Source organism: Pseudomonadales bacterium (genome assembly GCA_013215025.1).
In the GTDB taxonomy this organism is placed as follows: Bacteria; Pseudomonadota; Gammaproteobacteria; order Pseudomonadales; family DT-91; genus DT-91.
On the sequence record JABSRR010000022.1, the window covers coordinates 1 to 15,537 of the forward strand.

The window sequence follows — 15,537 nt, forward strand, 5'->3', positions numbered from 1 at the left end:
ATTTTAGTTTCCGGAATTTTCGTAATGTGGATAAGGGCGGCGACAACTTCGTCGATATACTCGACAATTAACTTTTTAGTGCCAAATTTACTGTGGTTATACAGGCTAGATTTACCCATGCCGCCTAAATTGCCGTGAATACCTTCGTTGAGCGTGTAAAACAACTCAACGTCTTCTTCGTGCTTGCGCAGCTCTTTTAATTTGTTTAGGCGTGAGCGGATAAGATGATGATCATAAATTTCAGACGCCTGACGCTGTTTCCATTCCTCTAAACCTGATACTTGGTCAAATTCGAGTGCCAATTCGCGCCAGTCTTCATAGCTATTAGCATGATCTAAATCACGCTGTAATTGTTTGAGCTTTCTCGCTGACATAGTTTATCCAGTTAAATCTTATAATATTGCAATTATACCGTTTTTCGCTGCGGCATTGTATCCTCTATCGCATTGTCTTAAACATTAATTAATGCGAAAATACGCGCCTTTTTTATCTTCAATGGGACCGAAAATATGGCAGAGCAAAAAGCCACGAATGTATTTTGGCACGACGGTGAGGTTACCCGCGATGATCGGGCAAGCTTGTTAAAGCAAAAAGGCGCGACACTTTGGTTTACTGGCCTCTCTGGTTCAGGTAAGTCAACCGTTGCGGTAGCACTGGAACAAGCATTATTTGCCAAAGGTAAGCTGGCGTATCGTTTAGATGGCGATAATGTTCGTTTAGGTATTAATAAAAATCTGGGCTTTAGCGCTGAAGATCGCACCGAAAATATTCGTCGCGTTGGCGAAGTATCGAAGTTGATGGCTGATTCGGGGGTGATTGTACTTAACAGTTTTATCAGCCCCTATGTTGAAGATCGCGACAATGTTCGAAAGCTGCATGATGAGGGCGGTATTCCCTTTATCGAGGTGTTTGTTGATTGCTCTTTGGAAGCTGCTGAGGCGCGTGACCCTAAGGGTTTATATAAAAAAGCACGCGCGGGCGAAATTAAAAATTTCACTGGCATTGATGATCCTTACGAGGCTCCGCTAAAGCCAGAAATACACCTTCACTCTGACAAACAAAGCCTAGAGCAAGAAGTTGAAGTGATGTTAACCACTCTTGAGGAGCAAGGCATTATATGATTAAGCCACTTGGTTCAGATACATTATTACCCCTATATATTGAAGATGCAGCAGAAAATGCCGCTGTAACTGAAAAAGCACAAGGACTTAAGCAAGTTTTAGTTAGCTCAGCCGCGGCTGCAAATGCCGTGATGATGGGCGGTGGCTACTTTACTCCGCTTCAGGGTTTCATGACTTTGGCAGACGCTAAATCAGTTGCCAGCGATTTAAAAACTGCGGACGGGACGTTTTTCCCTGTGCCGGTTCTCAATATGCTGCCCAATGCTGATGATTTATCGATTGGTCAAGAAATTGCTTTACTGGATCCTAATGTTGACGGTAATCCGGTGATTGCGGTGCAGCGCATTACTTCAATTGATGAGGCCTCAGAGCAAGAGCTAGCGTCTATCGCCGAGGAAATCTTTGGCACCTTGGATAAAGATCACCCTGGTGTGGCGACGTTTTTATCGCAAGGCAATTTCATCGTCGCAGGCCCGATCCAAGTACTGAACTTTTCCTATTTTGCAGGCGATTTCCCTGATACATTCCGCACTGCGGTGTCGATTCGTGCCGAGATAGAAAGCCGCGGTTGGGATAAAGTGGTGGCGTTTCAAACCCGCAACCCAATGCACCGCGCCCATGAAGAGTTATGCCGCATGGCCATGAATGACCTTGGCACCGATGGTATCTTAATTCACATGCTGCTGGGGAAATTGAAAAAGGGCGATATTCCAGCTGATGTCCGTGATACTTGTATACGCACCATGGTGGATAACTACTTCCCAGAAAACACGGTGATGATTACCGGTTACGGCTTTGATATGTTGTATGCTGGGCCACGTGAGGCGGTGCTGCATGCTTACTTCCGTCAAAACTGTGGCTGCACACACTTTATTGTTGGTCGTGACCACGCTGGTGTGGGTGATTACTACGGTGCTTTCGATGCGCAAACGATTTTTGATCAGCGTGTACCAGAGGGTAGCTTAGCCATTGAAATTTACAAAGCTGATCACACCGCTTACTCTAAAAAGCTAGATCGTGTGGTCATGATGAAAGATGCACCTGATCACGCAAAAGAAGATTTCGTTTTATTGTCAGGTACCAAAGTACGTGAAATGTTAGGTAACGGCATCGCGCCACCGCCAGAATTTTCTCGCCCCGAGGTAGCTCAGGTATTAATGGATTACTACAAGTTAGAAGCTTAACGGCTTGCAGCATGTGCACCTCATGACTGAAAAGGTATAGCAATTGCTATACCTTTTTTGTAATTAGAGTCTGCTTGTCATTATGGTTTATTAGTTTATGTCATCACTCGCTGCACTGCAGCGCTTAGAGTCTGCGCTTCGAGATATTATCGATGATGCAAGTTTGCAATTGGTGGAGTTGCCTAATACCGATGGGCTCAAACTGTACTTGATTGATGAGCATTACCCTCTGCAGGCTATAGATGCTGACTTGCAGCAAAAAGTGATGCAAAACCCGCTGTATTGGATGTTTTGCTGGGCTTCTGGCCATGCAATGGCCAGCTGGATTATTCATAATCCGCAGCTTGTTAAGGGTAAGACTGTATTGGACGTTGGTTCAGGCTCAGGCGTTGTTGCTATTGCCTGTGCTCTAGCTGGTGCAGCAAAAGTGTTTGCCAGCGATATCGATCCACTGTCACAGCTAGCGATTGCCTTGAATGCTTCAGTTAATGGCTGCGAGTCGACCATAGAGGTTGTTGGTGATGTAGCGTCAGTTATTGATTGTCATACAAATGCAGACCTTGACCTTTGCACAATAGCTGATGTGTTATACGATGCAGACAATAAACCGCTGATTGATACATTAATACCTGCAGCACAATCAATATTATTGGCCGACTCACGGCTAAAAGATTTTCAGCATCCTGCATTGTTCGAGCTCATGCAGCAGCCGGGCCACACTTTTCCAGACCTTGGCGGCTTTGATGAATTTTCAACGGTGAGGTTTTTCGCCAAATAAAAAATAACGATAAGCTGCAGTTCAAATAAGTACAAACGATTAACTGCACAACAAGAAAACTAATCTAGGATATAAGCCATGATACAGCAAGCAACCGAATTTAATGTCAACGGCTCAACGCTACGTGGATTTTTTCATAAACCCGATACCGCTGCAGCAGAAGATAAATTGCCCATTGTCGTTATGGGTAACGGCTTTGCCACTGAATGGCAGTTTGGCACCGGTGCCATTATTAAGGCGCTAACTAGCGCAGGCATTGCTACATTAAATTTTGATTATCGCGGCTTTGGTGGCAGTGATAATCTAAACAATCAGCCAAGGCAGGTATTAGACACTCAGGCACAGTTGGCAGATTGGCGTGCAGCTATTGCGCATGCGAAAGCGCAAGCCTGGCTAGCGCCCGGCAAATTAATTTTTTGGGGCAGTTCACTTGGTGGTGGTCACTGCTTGACCATGGCTGCTGAGTTTGCAAATGATTCGGCTTTAGCCTGTGCCGTGGCCCAGGTACCGCATTGCTGTTCACGCGAGGCGTTTAAAGTTGTTAGCAAAACCAGTGTCTTAAAAGGCATGGGCGCAGGTATAAAAGACAGTATTGGTTCGCTATTTGGCGCTAAACCGGTCTTATTACCTGTGGTTGAAGTGCCAGAGGAGTACGGGGTTATGAATTACCCTGGTTGGAAAGCGCATTATTTTAAAATCGCCAGTGGCTCATCTACCTGGGAGAATGCGATTCCAGCGCGTTCATTATTAAAGGCTGGTGACTATCGGCCTATTGCAACGGCAGATAAAATCACAGTACCCACCTTGTTGGTGGCTGGTAGGCAAGATGCAGGTGCACCCTTTACGGCCGTTGAGCAAACCGCTGAAAAAATTCCGCAAGTAGAACTGTATGCATATGATGGAGATCACTTTGAGGTCTATCATGGTAATTTATTGCCAGATATCGTGGCGCATGAGGTAAGTTTTATTCAGAGCGCCATCGATTAAAGGGTTTATGTGGCTGGAAGTTTAAACTTTCTCTGGTCTTGCTTGTCAAATGTCTGACAATAGGTTAAGTTTCAATTATGAAAGATTTTATCTTACTTCCAGTCAATTCTTCTTCTGCACAAGCGATTCTCGTGGGCTCTGTGCTGCTGCCCGTTTGGGCTCATTAATTTATACCTTTCTAAAGCTTTATCGATAACTTTTGTTATTACTTAACACTGTCGTTTTGTTCGTAAACCCTTGCGTTTCTGATAAAATTGATAGAATTTTAAAAAACGATATGTTTTTAAACCTCTTGTATTAGCGCCTGCGATTACTGAAGCCGCGCTAATCAGAAAATACTGCGGTAAACCGAGGTTTAGCATGATCTGATGAGAATCAAACCGATGAAAAAAGACCAGTTAATTATTTTTGATACTACCTTGCGCGATGGTGAGCAGAGCCCTGGCGCATCCATGACGAAAGATGAAAAAATCCGAATTGCTACCATGCTAGAGAAAATGCGGGTTGATGTGATCGAAGCGGGCTTTGCTATGGCTAGTCCCGGCGATTTTGATGCTGTGAATAGCGTCGCTAAAGTGATTAAAGATAGCCGTATTTGCTCACTTTCTCGTGCCAATAAAAAAGATATTGAGCGAGCGGGCGAAGCCTTGAAGCCGGCCAATGCCTCGCGTATTCATACTTTTATCGCAACTTCACCGATTCATATGAAGTACAAACTTAAAATGACGCCGGATCAGGTGGTAGAGCGTGCGGTTGAGGCGGTGCGTTACGCCAGACAGTTTACCGATGATGTAGAGTTTTCTTGCGAAGATGCGTCCCGTACCGAGTTTGACTTTATGTGTCGTGTGATTGAGCAGGCCATTGATGCCGGCGCCAGCACTATTAATATTCCTGATACTGTTGGTTATGGCGAACCGGGCGAGTATGGTCGAATTATGCGTGCCTTGATCGAAACCATTCCGAATGCCGATAAAGCGGTATTTTCTGTGCACTGCCATAATGACTTAGGTTTGGCGGTTGCTAATTCCTTATCAGCAGTTATGAATGGTGCGCGACAAGTCGAATGCACAATCAATGGTTTAGGTGAGCGAGCAGGCAACTGCTCGTTAGAGGAAGTGGTCATGGCGGTGCGTACCCGACACGATTTATTCCCGGTTGAAACGGCCATTCAAACCGAGCATATTGTGCCTACTTCGCGCCTAGTCTCTAATATTACTGGTTTTCCAGTGCAGCCTAACAAAGCCATTGTCGGTGCTAACGCCTTTGCTCATGAAGCGGGTATTCACCAAGACGGCGTGCTTAAACATCGTGAAACCTACGAAATAATGCGTGCACAAGATGTGGGTTGGGGAGAAAACCGCTTAGTCTTGGGTAAGCACTCAGGACGAGCAGCGTTCAAAGCTCGCCTAGAAGCCTTAGGTCATCAGTTTGCTGATGATGAGCAAGTAGCTAGCGATGAACTTGCCACTTTGTTTGCACGTTTTAAAGATTTAGCGGATAAAAAGCATGAAGTATTTGACGAGGATTTACAGGCCTTATTGACGGATGCTGGTAGCAGCGAATCTGAGCAATATCAGTTTGTGAGCTTAAGCTCGCAGTCAAAAACCGGTGAGCAACCTAATGCAAGCATTACCTTAACCATCGACGGTGCTGAGCATACTGCGGTGGCTGAGGGTGCAGGCCCTGTAGATGCAGCGTTTCAGGCGATCGAATCAGTAGTAAAATCGGCTGCCGAGTTAAAACTTTACTCAGTCAACAATATTACCTCAGGCACCGATGCACAAGGCGAGGTAACCGTCAGGCTGCAAAAAGATGGCCATTTAGTGAATGGCTTGGGGGCAGATACCGATATTATTATTGCCTCGGCGAAAGCCTATATCAATGCCTTGAATATTCTGGCTACTGGCACCAAGGCGCACCCACAAAAAGAAGGGGTGTAGCCCAGCGTCACTATGCATGAGTCACTGAGACAGCAAGCACTGAAAGCGATGGGCGTATCACCATTACTGCCTCGCTTTAGACTTGCGGGTGCTAAACCCAGTCAGCGCTTAGCTGCGTCGCATTCAGAGTTAGAATGTGACGCAGCGGATATGGCTCAGCCATCTCATGCCGATGCTGCTACTGATCACCTAAACCACAGCCCCGTTGACAATAACGTTAGTATTGACGCGGCTGCAGAGCGCAGCGAATCAGAACGCAGCGCAACATTATCACAGCTGCTTGAGCAAAACGCGGTAGCGCCGCCCAGCGTTTCAAGCTCAGAGAATGACGAGACAACGCTTGCGCACGCCGCGCCGAGCGAACAACTCGATTCCTCAACTCATCAACCAGCGCCGGCACCTGCGAATGATTCGCTCAGTGATTTAGCGCATGATCTAGCCCGTGATGCGTCAGGTGATCAAAAGCCTATTGGCAAACAGGCCGCGGTTGAGGCATTTCAGTATTGGTTCTGGCAGTTCGATAATCTATTGTTCGTGTTAGACTTAAGCGTTTTTGGTGCTGATCAAAACAGTAAGCGCATGCTTTACCGATTCTTATCTGATGTATTTTATGCCTGCGATACATGGCGCGCAGCGATTGATGCTAATCATAAAGCGAAGGCGTTCAAACCGCGCTTTATTGAATCAAGCTTTAATTGGCCGCCAACCCCAAAAATGCCAGCTGCGGTTAATGCTAATGCCATGCTTGAGGCAACGTTAAGCAGCTTTTTGCAAACCTTAGCTGAACAACAAGCCTTTGACTATGGTATTGTTTTTGCTGCTCAGGCTGTATGTAAGCCTGAGTCTGATTTGGCATCCCCTGATGCTTATCAAGCTTTTGAGCTATTAAATAAGCCCATGCTGCTGGTCAATGATGTTGCCAGTTATTTCGACCAGCCAGAGCAAAAAGCACGGCTGTGGCAGGCAATTAGGCAGCAATTTTGATTCAGCTTGAACTTGCTGAAGCGTCAAATTTTACCCAGTTGATTAAGCTTCAACAGTTTGCCTACCGCGCTTGGTCAGAGCAGCAGCTAGCGCCGTATCTAAGCCGCCAACAAATTTGGCTGGCCAAAACAGCAGCTGATGTAGATGCTATCGGTTTTTATATTTGGCACAGCTTGTTTGATGAAAGTGAGCTACTGTCGATTGTTGTTGCACCGTCGATGCGACAGCGTGGCGTGGCGAAAATAATGTTGCAGCAGTTATATGCGCAAGCGAAAGCGTCAAACCAGCAGGCTATTTTATTGGAAGTCGCCGAAGATAATCACTCAGCGATAAAACTCTATTGCCAGCAGGGTTTTAAAGCTGAAGGGCGGCGCAAAAACTACTATCACAATGCCCAAGGCGGTGCCTGTGATGCTATATTAATGCGCAAACCGTTAACAGAAGACTATTAATATGGATACATTAGAAACCGATCACTGGTGCATAGATTTACCGCCCGAGTGGTTTGCTGAGCAGGATGATGAAACCATCGTGATCAGCGATGAGTCTGAGGTCAGTACACTGGAGTTGACGCCCATACTAACCGATGACAGTGTATCAAAAGATGCCATTCTTGCTGATGTGATACCGGCTAATGCAATCAAAACGGTTCTGGCAGAGCAGTCTGCATTTTATCATGAGCTCAATGAAGATGGCGTGTTTTGGCGTGAGTGGGTTTGCGAACTGGCGCATGGCGTACTCTTGATTTCTCATGGCATGGATGAGGATAATAAAGGGATGGATGATGCAGTCGTCGATGAAATACTCTCGACATTACAGCTGCTGAATACGGATTAGCGGTATTAAACCCTCAAATAAAGACAAGGAACCAGCATGACAGCTAGTGAGTTAAAACAGTTAAAACGAACCCGCGGCATTGTCGCCAGCGCAACATTGCTGCTGTTAATAGGGCAGGTCAGTTACTTATTTTATAATACGGCGCAATATCTATTTGCCGTGCTAACCGCGCTGTTAGTAGCTGGCATTAAATGGTATTTATGGAAAAAAAGTGGTCAAGAGGCCAGTCAAAAAACCCTGATCTTACTGGTCTTGGTGCTATCTATTCTGAGTCCCGTACTCATCTTCTTGTTTAAAGTATTGTTTTTGGGTGAGCCCTTATTGGGTATCGAAGTATTTCTCACCATTGCCTTTGTGCTGCCAATTATCTTACTGATTTTAGCGGATCGACAGTTGGTCAAGATTATCGCGAACCAAGCTTAAGTAGTGTTGTATGTTGTTTTATATTGCTGTTGCCATTTTGTTATTGCTGTCTGCCGCGGTTGTGGTGGTTTCCTTAAAGCGCCATGCCCCTGATGTGCATCAGCTTCAGCAACAACGCATACAGCGATATGTCGCGATGTTTAAGCTGCGCCAGCTAAAACATCAAACCGAATTAGAGCAGGGGCTGATAGACCAAGCCGATTTCGATTTACTGTATGCCGAGCAGGCGCGTGAATTAATCGAGCAGGTTTCGCTCTTGTCAGCGGCCTCAACCAAGGCCGAAATGCCCAAAAAGCCTTGGTTTGTATTAGCTTTGTTGCTGCCCTTGCTAGCCCTGATGATCTATTGGCGCATTGGCGCCTATGCGGATTGGCAAATCAGTCAATCAATGCAAGCCTTGGCGCAAGTCGAGTCAGCCGAGCAATATCAACAACAGCTCAGTGACATTGTTGAGCGGGTTCAAAAGCGTTTACTCGATCGTCCTGATGCAATTGATTACCGACTATTTCTCGCACAGCTGGCGATGGCGGATAGCCAATTTGACCAAGCTTTAAGCCATTACTCCGTTGTGGCCGAATTGCTGCCTGACGATGCGCAAGCTCAAGCCTTTTACGCCCAGGCCTTATATTTGTCGGCTAACCGCGTGTTAACCGCAGATGTTGCTAGCGCTATGGATCGAACCCTGCAACTTGACCCGCTGCAGCCTACCATGCTGGGCATGCAGGGAATCATTGCCTATGAGCAACAGGACTTCACGCAAGCACTGGATGCATGGCAGAAATTATTGCCGCTATTAGCGCCAAACAGCCAGCGCGCGCAAATGATTCAGCGCGGCATTGATGAGGCAAAGGCGCAACTTGCTGGGTCGGCTTCGCTTATGGCGCAGCCGCCTGCAAAGCCGCTGACTGACGCAACATCAGAGACTCATCCGATACCAGCAAAGCAGCCAGCACAAACGCTTGAGCAAGCCAGCGAAAGCTTGCGAGTAACAGTTGAAATCTCGGACCAGCTTAGACAGCAATATGCAGCGGATACGGTTGTATTTATTTTTGCCCGAGCCGTTGATGGGCCGCCCATGCCGCTTGCAGCGAAACGGTTTTTATTGTCTGAACTGCCGGCGACCGTGGTATTAGATGCGGAGGCCGCGATGATGCCGCAGTTTACGCTGCAACAGTTTGATCAAGTTACCGTTAGCATGCGTATTTCTCCCAGTGGCAATCCAGTGCAGCAGCCTGGTGACCCAAGCACTCAATCAGAGGCGTTTAACTGGCGCCAAAACCCCAATCAGCAGCTAAGACTGCCGTGACTGTCATCTACTAATCGCGACTAGCTAAGGTCTTCACTATGCAAGTTGACTCTGAGAATAGACCCTTAATTGGCATTAGCAGCTGTTTATTAGGCGAGCAAGTGCGCTATGACGGCGGACATAAGCAGCACAGTTATATTTGCAAAACTCTGGGCGACTACTTTGATTTTCGCAGCTTTTGTCCGGAAATGGCGATCGGACTTGGCGTACCTCGCGAAACCATTCGTTTGGTAGACGTCGAGGGCGATATTGAATGCCAAGCGACGAAAAATCCTGAACAAAATTATACTCAGGCGCTCACCGATATTGCCGAACAGCAGCTTGACTGGTGCAAGGACCTTACCGGCTACATTCTGAAAAAAGGCTCACCAAGCTGTGGTATGGAGCGTGTCAAAGTCTACCATCTTAGCCCTAACGGCGGTGCGCACACCACCCATCACGGCGTTGGCATTTTTGCTAAAGCGCTGATGCAACAATTACCCTATCTGCCGATCGAAGAAGAAGGGCGGCTGGGTGATGCGGTGATTCGCGAAAACTTTATCAGCCGTGTGTTAGTGTATCAGCGTTGGCGCGACCTAGACGCTGAAGGGATGACTTTAAGCCAATTAATGGCCTTTCACGCCAGCTTAAAATACACCTTGTACAGTCATGATCAGCATCGCACCCGAGCCCTGGGTCAGGCATTAGCTAAGGTTAAAGCGGCCGATTTCAGTGCTTTCCAGCAACATTACTTGCATGAGTTAATGGCTATTTTAACGATCAAGGCAACGCGCAAAAACCATGTTAATGTATTGCAGCATATTCAAGGCTATTTAAAATCTTATCTTAGCTCAGCAGACAAGCAAGAGCTGCAAGATAGTATTCAGCAGTACCATCAGGGTATGTTGCCGTTAATCGTACCAATAACCTTAATGCGTCACTACTTTCGCGTATATCCCAACGACTATATCAGCCAATCAAGCTATTTATATCCGCACCCACGCGAGCTCATGTTACTGAATCGGATTTAGTAACTGCTACTTGAGTGCATATCGGCTTCACACTATGATGGTCGGCCTGAAAATTATAACAACTAGCCTTATATCTCAGCCCTATGAACGCATCACTACAAGACTGTTTCACACCCTATCAACTGAATAGCCTTAGATTAAAAAATCGCTTTGTAAAAGCCGGTACCTACGAAGGTATGACGCCAAATGGCCGTATTTCGCAAGCGTACCGAGATTTTCATTTAAGCCTTGCAAAGGGCGGTCTGGCGATGACTACGCTGGGTTATTGTGCGGTCGAGCAAGATGGTCGCATCAATGAAAATATGCTGTATATGCATGAGGGTATTCGTGCTGATCTGAGCAGCTTGATTGATGAGCTTCATGCCGCAGGCACCAAAGTGTCTGGGCAAATGGGTCACTGCGGTGCATTTACCAAAAATCGACAGCTACAGCGTCGTTTTCCATTAGGGCCGAGCCGCGGTATCAATTTGCTCGGTTTTGCCTACGGCATGTTTTATAACGGCAAAATGCAGCAGTCGGATATCGATGCCTTAGTTCAAAACTATTATGACGCAGCAGTTTTTATGCAATCGGTGGGTTTTGACTGTCTGGAAATTCATTTCGGCCATGGCTATGGTCTTTGTCAGTTTATGAGTCCGCTCACCAATAAGCGGAAAGACGCTTATGGAGGCACATTAGAAAACCGCATGCGATTGCCATTGCAGGTGCTTGCGGCAGTCAGAAAAGCAGTAGGACCTGATTTTCCGATTATTGGCAAAATTAGTCTCACCGAGGGAGTAAAAGGTGGCTTACATTATGATGATGCAGTTGCAATAGCAAAAATGTTAGATGCTGCAGGCATCGACGGCATCATCACCTCGGGTGGCACGTCGACGATGAATCCAATGATTATGTTTCGTGGCCAATCGGCATTGCCGCCGATGATTAAAGCGGAAAAGCATTGGCTTATGAAGTTTATCTTAAAGACCGCCGGTGCCATGATGTTTAAACATTATCCTTACCATGAATTGTATTTTGCCGAGCAGGCAAAACGCGTTCAGCAGGCGGTTAGCTGTGATGTTATTTATATTGGTGGTGCGTCAACCAATCAAAGTTTCGCCGATACGCTGTCAAATGGCTTCCCCTTGATGCAGCTTGGCAGATCATTACTTGCCGACCGCGACCTAGTTAAAAAAGCGCAAGCCGATAGCAACTATAAAAGCCGCTGCTTACACTGTAATGAGTGCATTGCCACCATTGAGCATGCTAAAGGCATTCACTGTACGCGTTTTGCGGTATAAAAAAGTACATTTATATGAGTAGTAGACAGATCAAAGAGCGTGTTTATCAGCTAGCCACAACTAACGGTGTGAGTCTATGTTGCAGCGCGTTTGGCGACAGCGCAGCTGCGCCGATTATTTTATCGCACGGTGGTGGTCAAACCCGTTTTGCGTGGAAAAAAACGGCAGAGTTGTTAGCTGAGCAGGGCTATTATGCACTGAGTTATGATCATCGCGGTCATGGTGACAGTACCTGGTCGGACGATGGTGAATATAATATTGACCGCTTTGCTGGCGATCAATTGCATTTAGCGCAATCCTTATCAACAGCTGCAGAGAAACCCATCTTGGTAGGCGCCTCTTTGGGTGGCTTAACGGCGATGGTGGTTGAGGGTGAGATTCAGCCAAACAGTTATCGTGCCATTGTTTTAGTTGATGTTACGCCAACCCTCAAGAAAGAGGGCACTGATGCTATTTTCGCGTTTATGAATGCGCACTTAAATGATGGCTTTGATAGCCTCGAGCATGCGGCCGATGTGATCGCTGAATACACTGGCAGGCCAAGACAGCAAGATGTATCAGGGCTGGAGAAAAATTTACGGCTGCGCTCAGGCCGTTGGTATTGGCACTGGGACCCTAAAATCATGGATATTCAACATCGTCGGCAGGGTGGTTCTGAGCGAATGCTAGCTGCCGCGGCTGCTCTGCGCTGCCCGGTTTTTTTAGTGCGTGGCAAGCAGTCTGATATTGTTGAAAAAGAGCAGGTTGAAACATTTTTAAAGCTGGTGCCACATGCCGAATATGTGGATGTTGAAGAGGCTAAACATATGGTGGCGGGCGATAAAAACGATATATTCACCGAACAGCTATTATTATTTATTCAATCGCTGGAACAAACGGCGGTCAGTGAATGAGCAGTAAACATAAAGCCGCATGCCCTCAGCAGTTGGGGCCATGGTGTAAAAATACCAGCGAACAAGTCTACCAAAACCCCTGGATTGAAGTGTTTCATGAGCAGGTCACAACACCTGGTGGTACCCCAGGCATCTATGGCCGCGTCCATTTTAAAGGTCAAGCGGTTGGCATTGTGCCAATTGATGATCAAGGTAATACCTATCTTGTTAAGCAATACCGATATACCTTGGCCGAGGATGCTTGGGAAATCCCGATGGGCGGATGTGGGCGTGATGACGACACTGAGCAGGCAGCACTCAGAGAATTAGAAGAAGAGACCGGTTTACGCGCCAAGCGCTTGCTTAAACTAGGTAACTATCACACCTCTAATTCAGTCACTGATGAGCAAGGCTGTGCCTATTTAGCACTAGAACTGACGCAAACAGCGCAAATGTTAGAAGCCAGTGAGGCTGATCTCATCGTACACAAGCTGCCATTTACCGAGGCCATAGACTGGCTTGATGCGGGTAAAATTACGGACTGTATATCGGTTGCCGCCTTGCTGCAGGCGGAGCGGTATTTACAAAAACAGCAGCGGTATTTACAAAAGCAACAATAAAACTAGATATTTGATTTGCCACTACATACTTATTTAAATCAATGCGCCTTTATGGGCATTAATGCGCATAAATGCCTGATTGATAAGTAAAGCTCTTCACCGCCGACATAAAGGCATCTTTGCGGTTACGCATTTGTTCTTTTGCTAAGCGCAGTTCTTCTGCAATTGCCTCACGACTTTCATTGGCATGGCGCAGCAATTTAGATTCGCGGCGCAATTGTTCAAAGCGGGTAGCGGCATCAATCCATTCTTGCTTTAATTCTAAAACCTTGGCTTCCAGCTGCTCAAACAGTGCAGAGGTTTCTGGGCACAGTGAGGCAGCTCGCTGGGCAGCAAGCCCAAGATGCTGCATATTGACAAGCTTACGTTTAGCAATGATTTCTGCTTCTTGCTGTTTGCTCGCGCGTTGTAAACCTTTTACTAAGCCCAAAGATTTCAACGCTAAAATTACATAGCGAGTAGGGTCGAGTAGCCAGCCCGACAAGCCAAAGCCGTTGCGGTAATCTCTCGGGTAGTCATGGTGATCGCCGTGGTGATTACCCTCACCTAAGGGGCCAAGCCAAAAATAGTTGTTTACCGCCGAGCTTTTAAGGCCGCGGGTAAAGCCCCATAAATGCGTAATACTGTTGACTGTCCAAGTATTGTGCTGACACAAAATCATGCCGAGCATAGCACCGAAGAACAGCGCCAAAGCCATAGGCAGGCCCGCTATCATAGCGCCTAAAATCAGCGGGAAAAGCATATTCCAGCCAAACAACAAAACTAAATAGTAGCGATTTTGCCAGACTAAAATGGGGTGGTTTTTTACCGCATAGGCCTTGCGAAATTCTTCTGAGCGCGGGTGGTTAAAATAAAAGGTCAGCATATGCGACCAAATAAAGTTGCGCCAGGTTTGAGGAAACCAAGTTGCTGAGTAGGGGTCGAGCTGATGTTTACCATGACGATCAACACCGTGATGAATGACATGCTCGGCGGCCCATTTGCGAACGCTGCCCTGGGCTGCAAAACACTGAGCAAAGCCGCAAAAAAACAGGTGAACGGCTGGGTGAATATCTTTCACCGCATTATGGGCAATCATACGATGGCTATAAACCGTGGTTGCAATAGAGCCTAGCAAAGCATGTGCGATCGCCCAAGCTAATGCTGCCCAGATTAGCTGCGAATTTGCCGCAAGGCTCAACCACACTATACCCATCAGGGCAGCAATATGGGTCACGGTGATAAACGCTGAAGAGCCCCAGCAGATGCTAAAGCCCTCGGAAAATAATGCGCGAAAATTTTTATAAAGCGGTGCGGGTCGGTTAACAGCAGTCATGTACAGCAAACTCATTCAAATTTTGAAAATTATACGATGGAATGCGCGAATTTGCTTGTGAAGATTTATAACAATCGTGTTATCTGTCGATGCGTGGCTGAAAACAGTATGAATGCAGTCTAAGTTCTTATTAAGGGCTTCGCAGCCAAGCGCTTGAGTAAGAAACGCTTAGTAATCAGAACAGAATAAGAACATAAAAAGCAGCCTGTAAACGTTTAAAAAGTTTCTAAGGCGGCAGGCTTAAACCTTGCTGCAGCAGCGGCAATAAGCCAAATAACTTGATGATCGCTGCATTGCTTAAGTCAATAAAAAACGCGCCCACTAATGGCACAATCATAAACGCTTTGGGAGAGGGGCCGTAGCGGCTAGTGATCGCCTGCATATTGGCCATTGCCACGGGGGTGGCGCCCATGCCAAGGCCAATAAAGCCAGAGCTGATGACTGCGGCATCATAATCCTGACCGACAAAACGGAACACTAAAAAAATCGCGATCAGTGAGATGGCGAGCATTTGCAGTACCACCACCACCAATAAAATCCCCGCAGTATTCACGAGGGTCCAAAACTGAATCGACATTAAGCTCATCACCAAAAATAAGTGCAGACAAACTTCACCGGCCAAATTGATCGCACGGTTGTTCAAGGGCCGTTTCACGACATCGGCTGCATTGGTAAAAAAAATGCCAACCATCAACGCGGTTAAAAATTCAGGCAAATTGATACCCAGTGAGGCTAAATAAAGATTTAAAAAATGCCCAAAGGCAATACACAGGCTAAGGCACAGCAAGGTGCCTAATATCGATTCAACCGGGGTGAAATCAGCAGCCTCTTCGGGTGTTTCACTCGCCACCTTATAGCGAATATGATAGCTGTGTAGCTT

Annotated in this window: 17 protein-coding genes; 14 read left to right on the top strand and 3 right to left on the bottom strand. The window is 46.6% G+C overall.

Features of this window, described 5'->3' with window-relative positions:
* On the bottom strand, positions 1-374 hold a 374-nt coding region (locus HRU21_03045), incomplete at its 3' end, for a DUF3336 domain-containing protein (GenBank protein NRA41266.1).
* 135 nt (positions 375-509) lie between these two features.
* On the opposite strand from HRU21_03045, the gene cysC reads away from it, so the two are divergent.
* The 14 genes from cysC (at position 510) to HRU21_03115 (ending at position 13,342) form a co-directional block, all read left to right on the top strand.
* Positions 510-1,121 (top strand): adenylyl-sulfate kinase, encoded by a 612-nt coding sequence (gene cysC, locus HRU21_03050; GenBank protein NRA41267.1) that lies wholly within the window; start codon positions 510-512, stop codon positions 1,119-1,121.
* Positions 1,118-2,305 carry a sulfate adenylyltransferase gene (gene sat, locus HRU21_03055; GenBank protein ID NRA41268.1) on the top strand — a complete coding sequence of 396 codons (1,188 nt, stop codon included), beginning with the start codon at positions 1,118-1,120 and terminating at the stop codon, positions 2,303-2,305. Before cysC ends, sat begins: the two co-directional genes overlap by 4 nt.
* Before the next feature lie 97 nt (positions 2,306-2,402).
* Positions 2,403-3,083, top strand: coding sequence for a 50S ribosomal protein L11 methyltransferase (locus tag HRU21_03060; GenBank protein ID NRA41269.1), 681 nt, complete (start codon positions 2,403-2,405; stop codon positions 3,081-3,083).
* A 78-nt stretch (positions 3,084-3,161) separates the two neighbouring features.
* Positions 3,162-4,070: an alpha/beta fold hydrolase gene (locus HRU21_03065; protein ID NRA41270.1), complete on the top strand. Its 909-nt coding sequence runs from the start codon at positions 3,162-3,164 to the stop codon at positions 4,068-4,070.
* Positions 4,071-4,453: 383 nt separating this feature from the next.
* Complete coding sequence (locus HRU21_03070; protein ID NRA41271.1) at positions 4,454-6,010, top strand: 2-isopropylmalate synthase; 1,557 nt, start codon at positions 4,454-4,456, stop codon at positions 6,008-6,010.
* Between the two features lie 12 nt (positions 6,011-6,022).
* Positions 6,023-6,994: a hypothetical protein gene (locus HRU21_03075; protein ID NRA41272.1), complete on the top strand. Its 972-nt coding sequence runs from the start codon at positions 6,023-6,025 to the stop codon at positions 6,992-6,994.
* Positions 6,991-7,446 (top strand): ribosomal protein S18-alanine N-acetyltransferase, encoded by a 456-nt coding sequence (rimI, locus tag HRU21_03080; protein NRA41273.1) that lies wholly within the window; start codon positions 6,991-6,993, stop codon positions 7,444-7,446. The genes HRU21_03075 and rimI overlap by 4 nt, the downstream gene beginning before the upstream one ends.
* Before the next feature lies 1 nt (position 7,447).
* Positions 7,448-7,831: a hypothetical protein gene (locus HRU21_03085; protein ID NRA41274.1), complete on the top strand. Its 384-nt coding sequence runs from the start codon at positions 7,448-7,450 to the stop codon at positions 7,829-7,831.
* A 36-nt stretch (positions 7,832-7,867) separates the two neighbouring features.
* Positions 7,868-8,254, top strand: a complete 387-nt coding sequence (locus tag HRU21_03090; GenBank protein ID NRA41275.1) for a hypothetical protein — start codon at positions 7,868-7,870, stop codon at positions 8,252-8,254.
* Between the two features lie 10 nt (positions 8,255-8,264).
* The gene (ccmI, locus tag HRU21_03095; GenBank protein ID NRA41276.1) at positions 8,265-9,560 is read left to right on the top strand and encodes a c-type cytochrome biogenesis protein CcmI; all 1,296 of its coding nucleotides are present in this window, start codon (positions 8,265-8,267) and stop codon (positions 9,558-9,560) included.
* Positions 9,561-9,598: 38 nt separating this feature from the next.
* Positions 9,599-10,570: a DUF1722 domain-containing protein gene (locus HRU21_03100; protein NRA41277.1), complete on the top strand. Its 972-nt coding sequence runs from the start codon at positions 9,599-9,601 to the stop codon at positions 10,568-10,570.
* Positions 10,571-10,653: 83 nt separating this feature from the next.
* The gene (locus tag HRU21_03105) at positions 10,654-11,850 is read left to right on the top strand and encodes an NADH:flavin oxidoreductase (GenBank protein ID NRA41278.1); all 1,197 of its coding nucleotides are present in this window, start codon (positions 10,654-10,656) and stop codon (positions 11,848-11,850) included.
* Between the two features lie 14 nt (positions 11,851-11,864).
* Positions 11,865-12,743: an alpha/beta hydrolase gene (locus HRU21_03110; GenBank protein NRA41279.1), complete on the top strand. Its 879-nt coding sequence runs from the start codon at positions 11,865-11,867 to the stop codon at positions 12,741-12,743.
* Positions 12,740-13,342 (top strand): NUDIX hydrolase, encoded by a 603-nt coding sequence (locus HRU21_03115; GenBank protein ID NRA41280.1) that lies wholly within the window; start codon positions 12,740-12,742, stop codon positions 13,340-13,342. Before HRU21_03110 ends, HRU21_03115 begins: the two co-directional genes overlap by 4 nt.
* Positions 13,343-13,400: 58 nt before the next feature.
* Here HRU21_03115 and HRU21_03120 read toward each other — a convergent pair whose 3' ends face one another.
* Both HRU21_03120 and HRU21_03125 read right to left on the bottom strand, forming a co-directional pair.
* Positions 13,401-14,657 (bottom strand): hypothetical protein, encoded by a 1,257-nt coding sequence (locus HRU21_03120; protein NRA41281.1) that lies wholly within the window; start codon positions 14,655-14,657, stop codon positions 13,401-13,403.
* Positions 14,658-14,883: 226 nt separating this feature from the next.
* On the bottom strand, positions 14,884-15,537 hold a 654-nt coding region (locus HRU21_03125), incomplete at its 5' end, for a sodium/glutamate symporter (GenBank protein NRA41282.1).

What these genes read in the sequence shown, in the direction of transcription:
- cysC (NRA41267.1), top strand. Translation starts at nt 510, where the DNA reads ATGGCAGAGCAAAAAGCCACGAATGTATTTTGGCACGACGGTGAGGTT.
- sat (NRA41268.1), top strand. Translation starts at nt 1,118, where the DNA reads ATGATTAAGCCACTTGGTTCAGATACATTATTACCCCTATATATTGAA.
- HRU21_03060 (NRA41269.1), top strand. Translation starts at nt 2,403, where the DNA reads ATGTCATCACTCGCTGCACTGCAGCGCTTAGAGTCTGCGCTTCGAGAT.
- HRU21_03065 (NRA41270.1), top strand. Translation starts at nt 3,162, where the DNA reads ATGATACAGCAAGCAACCGAATTTAATGTCAACGGCTCAACGCTACGT.
- HRU21_03070 (NRA41271.1), top strand. Translation starts at nt 4,454, where the DNA reads ATGAAAAAAGACCAGTTAATTATTTTTGATACTACCTTGCGCGATGGT.
- HRU21_03075 (NRA41272.1), top strand. Translation starts at nt 6,023, where the DNA reads ATGCATGAGTCACTGAGACAGCAAGCACTGAAAGCGATGGGCGTATCA.
- HRU21_03085 (NRA41274.1), top strand. Translation starts at nt 7,448, where the DNA reads ATGGATACATTAGAAACCGATCACTGGTGCATAGATTTACCGCCCGAG.
- HRU21_03090 (NRA41275.1), top strand. Translation starts at nt 7,868, where the DNA reads ATGACAGCTAGTGAGTTAAAACAGTTAAAACGAACCCGCGGCATTGTC.
- ccmI (NRA41276.1), top strand. Translation starts at nt 8,265, where the DNA reads ATGTTGTTTTATATTGCTGTTGCCATTTTGTTATTGCTGTCTGCCGCG.
- HRU21_03100 (NRA41277.1), top strand. Translation starts at nt 9,599, where the DNA reads ATGCAAGTTGACTCTGAGAATAGACCCTTAATTGGCATTAGCAGCTGT.
- HRU21_03105 (NRA41278.1), top strand. Translation starts at nt 10,654, where the DNA reads ATGAACGCATCACTACAAGACTGTTTCACACCCTATCAACTGAATAGC.
- HRU21_03110 (NRA41279.1), top strand. Translation starts at nt 11,865, where the DNA reads ATGAGTAGTAGACAGATCAAAGAGCGTGTTTATCAGCTAGCCACAACT.
- HRU21_03115 (NRA41280.1), top strand. Translation starts at nt 12,740, where the DNA reads ATGAGCAGTAAACATAAAGCCGCATGCCCTCAGCAGTTGGGGCCATGG.
- HRU21_03120 (NRA41281.1), bottom strand. Translation starts at nt 14,657, where the DNA reads ATGACTGCTGTTAACCGACCCGCACCGCTTTATAAAAATTTTCGCGCA.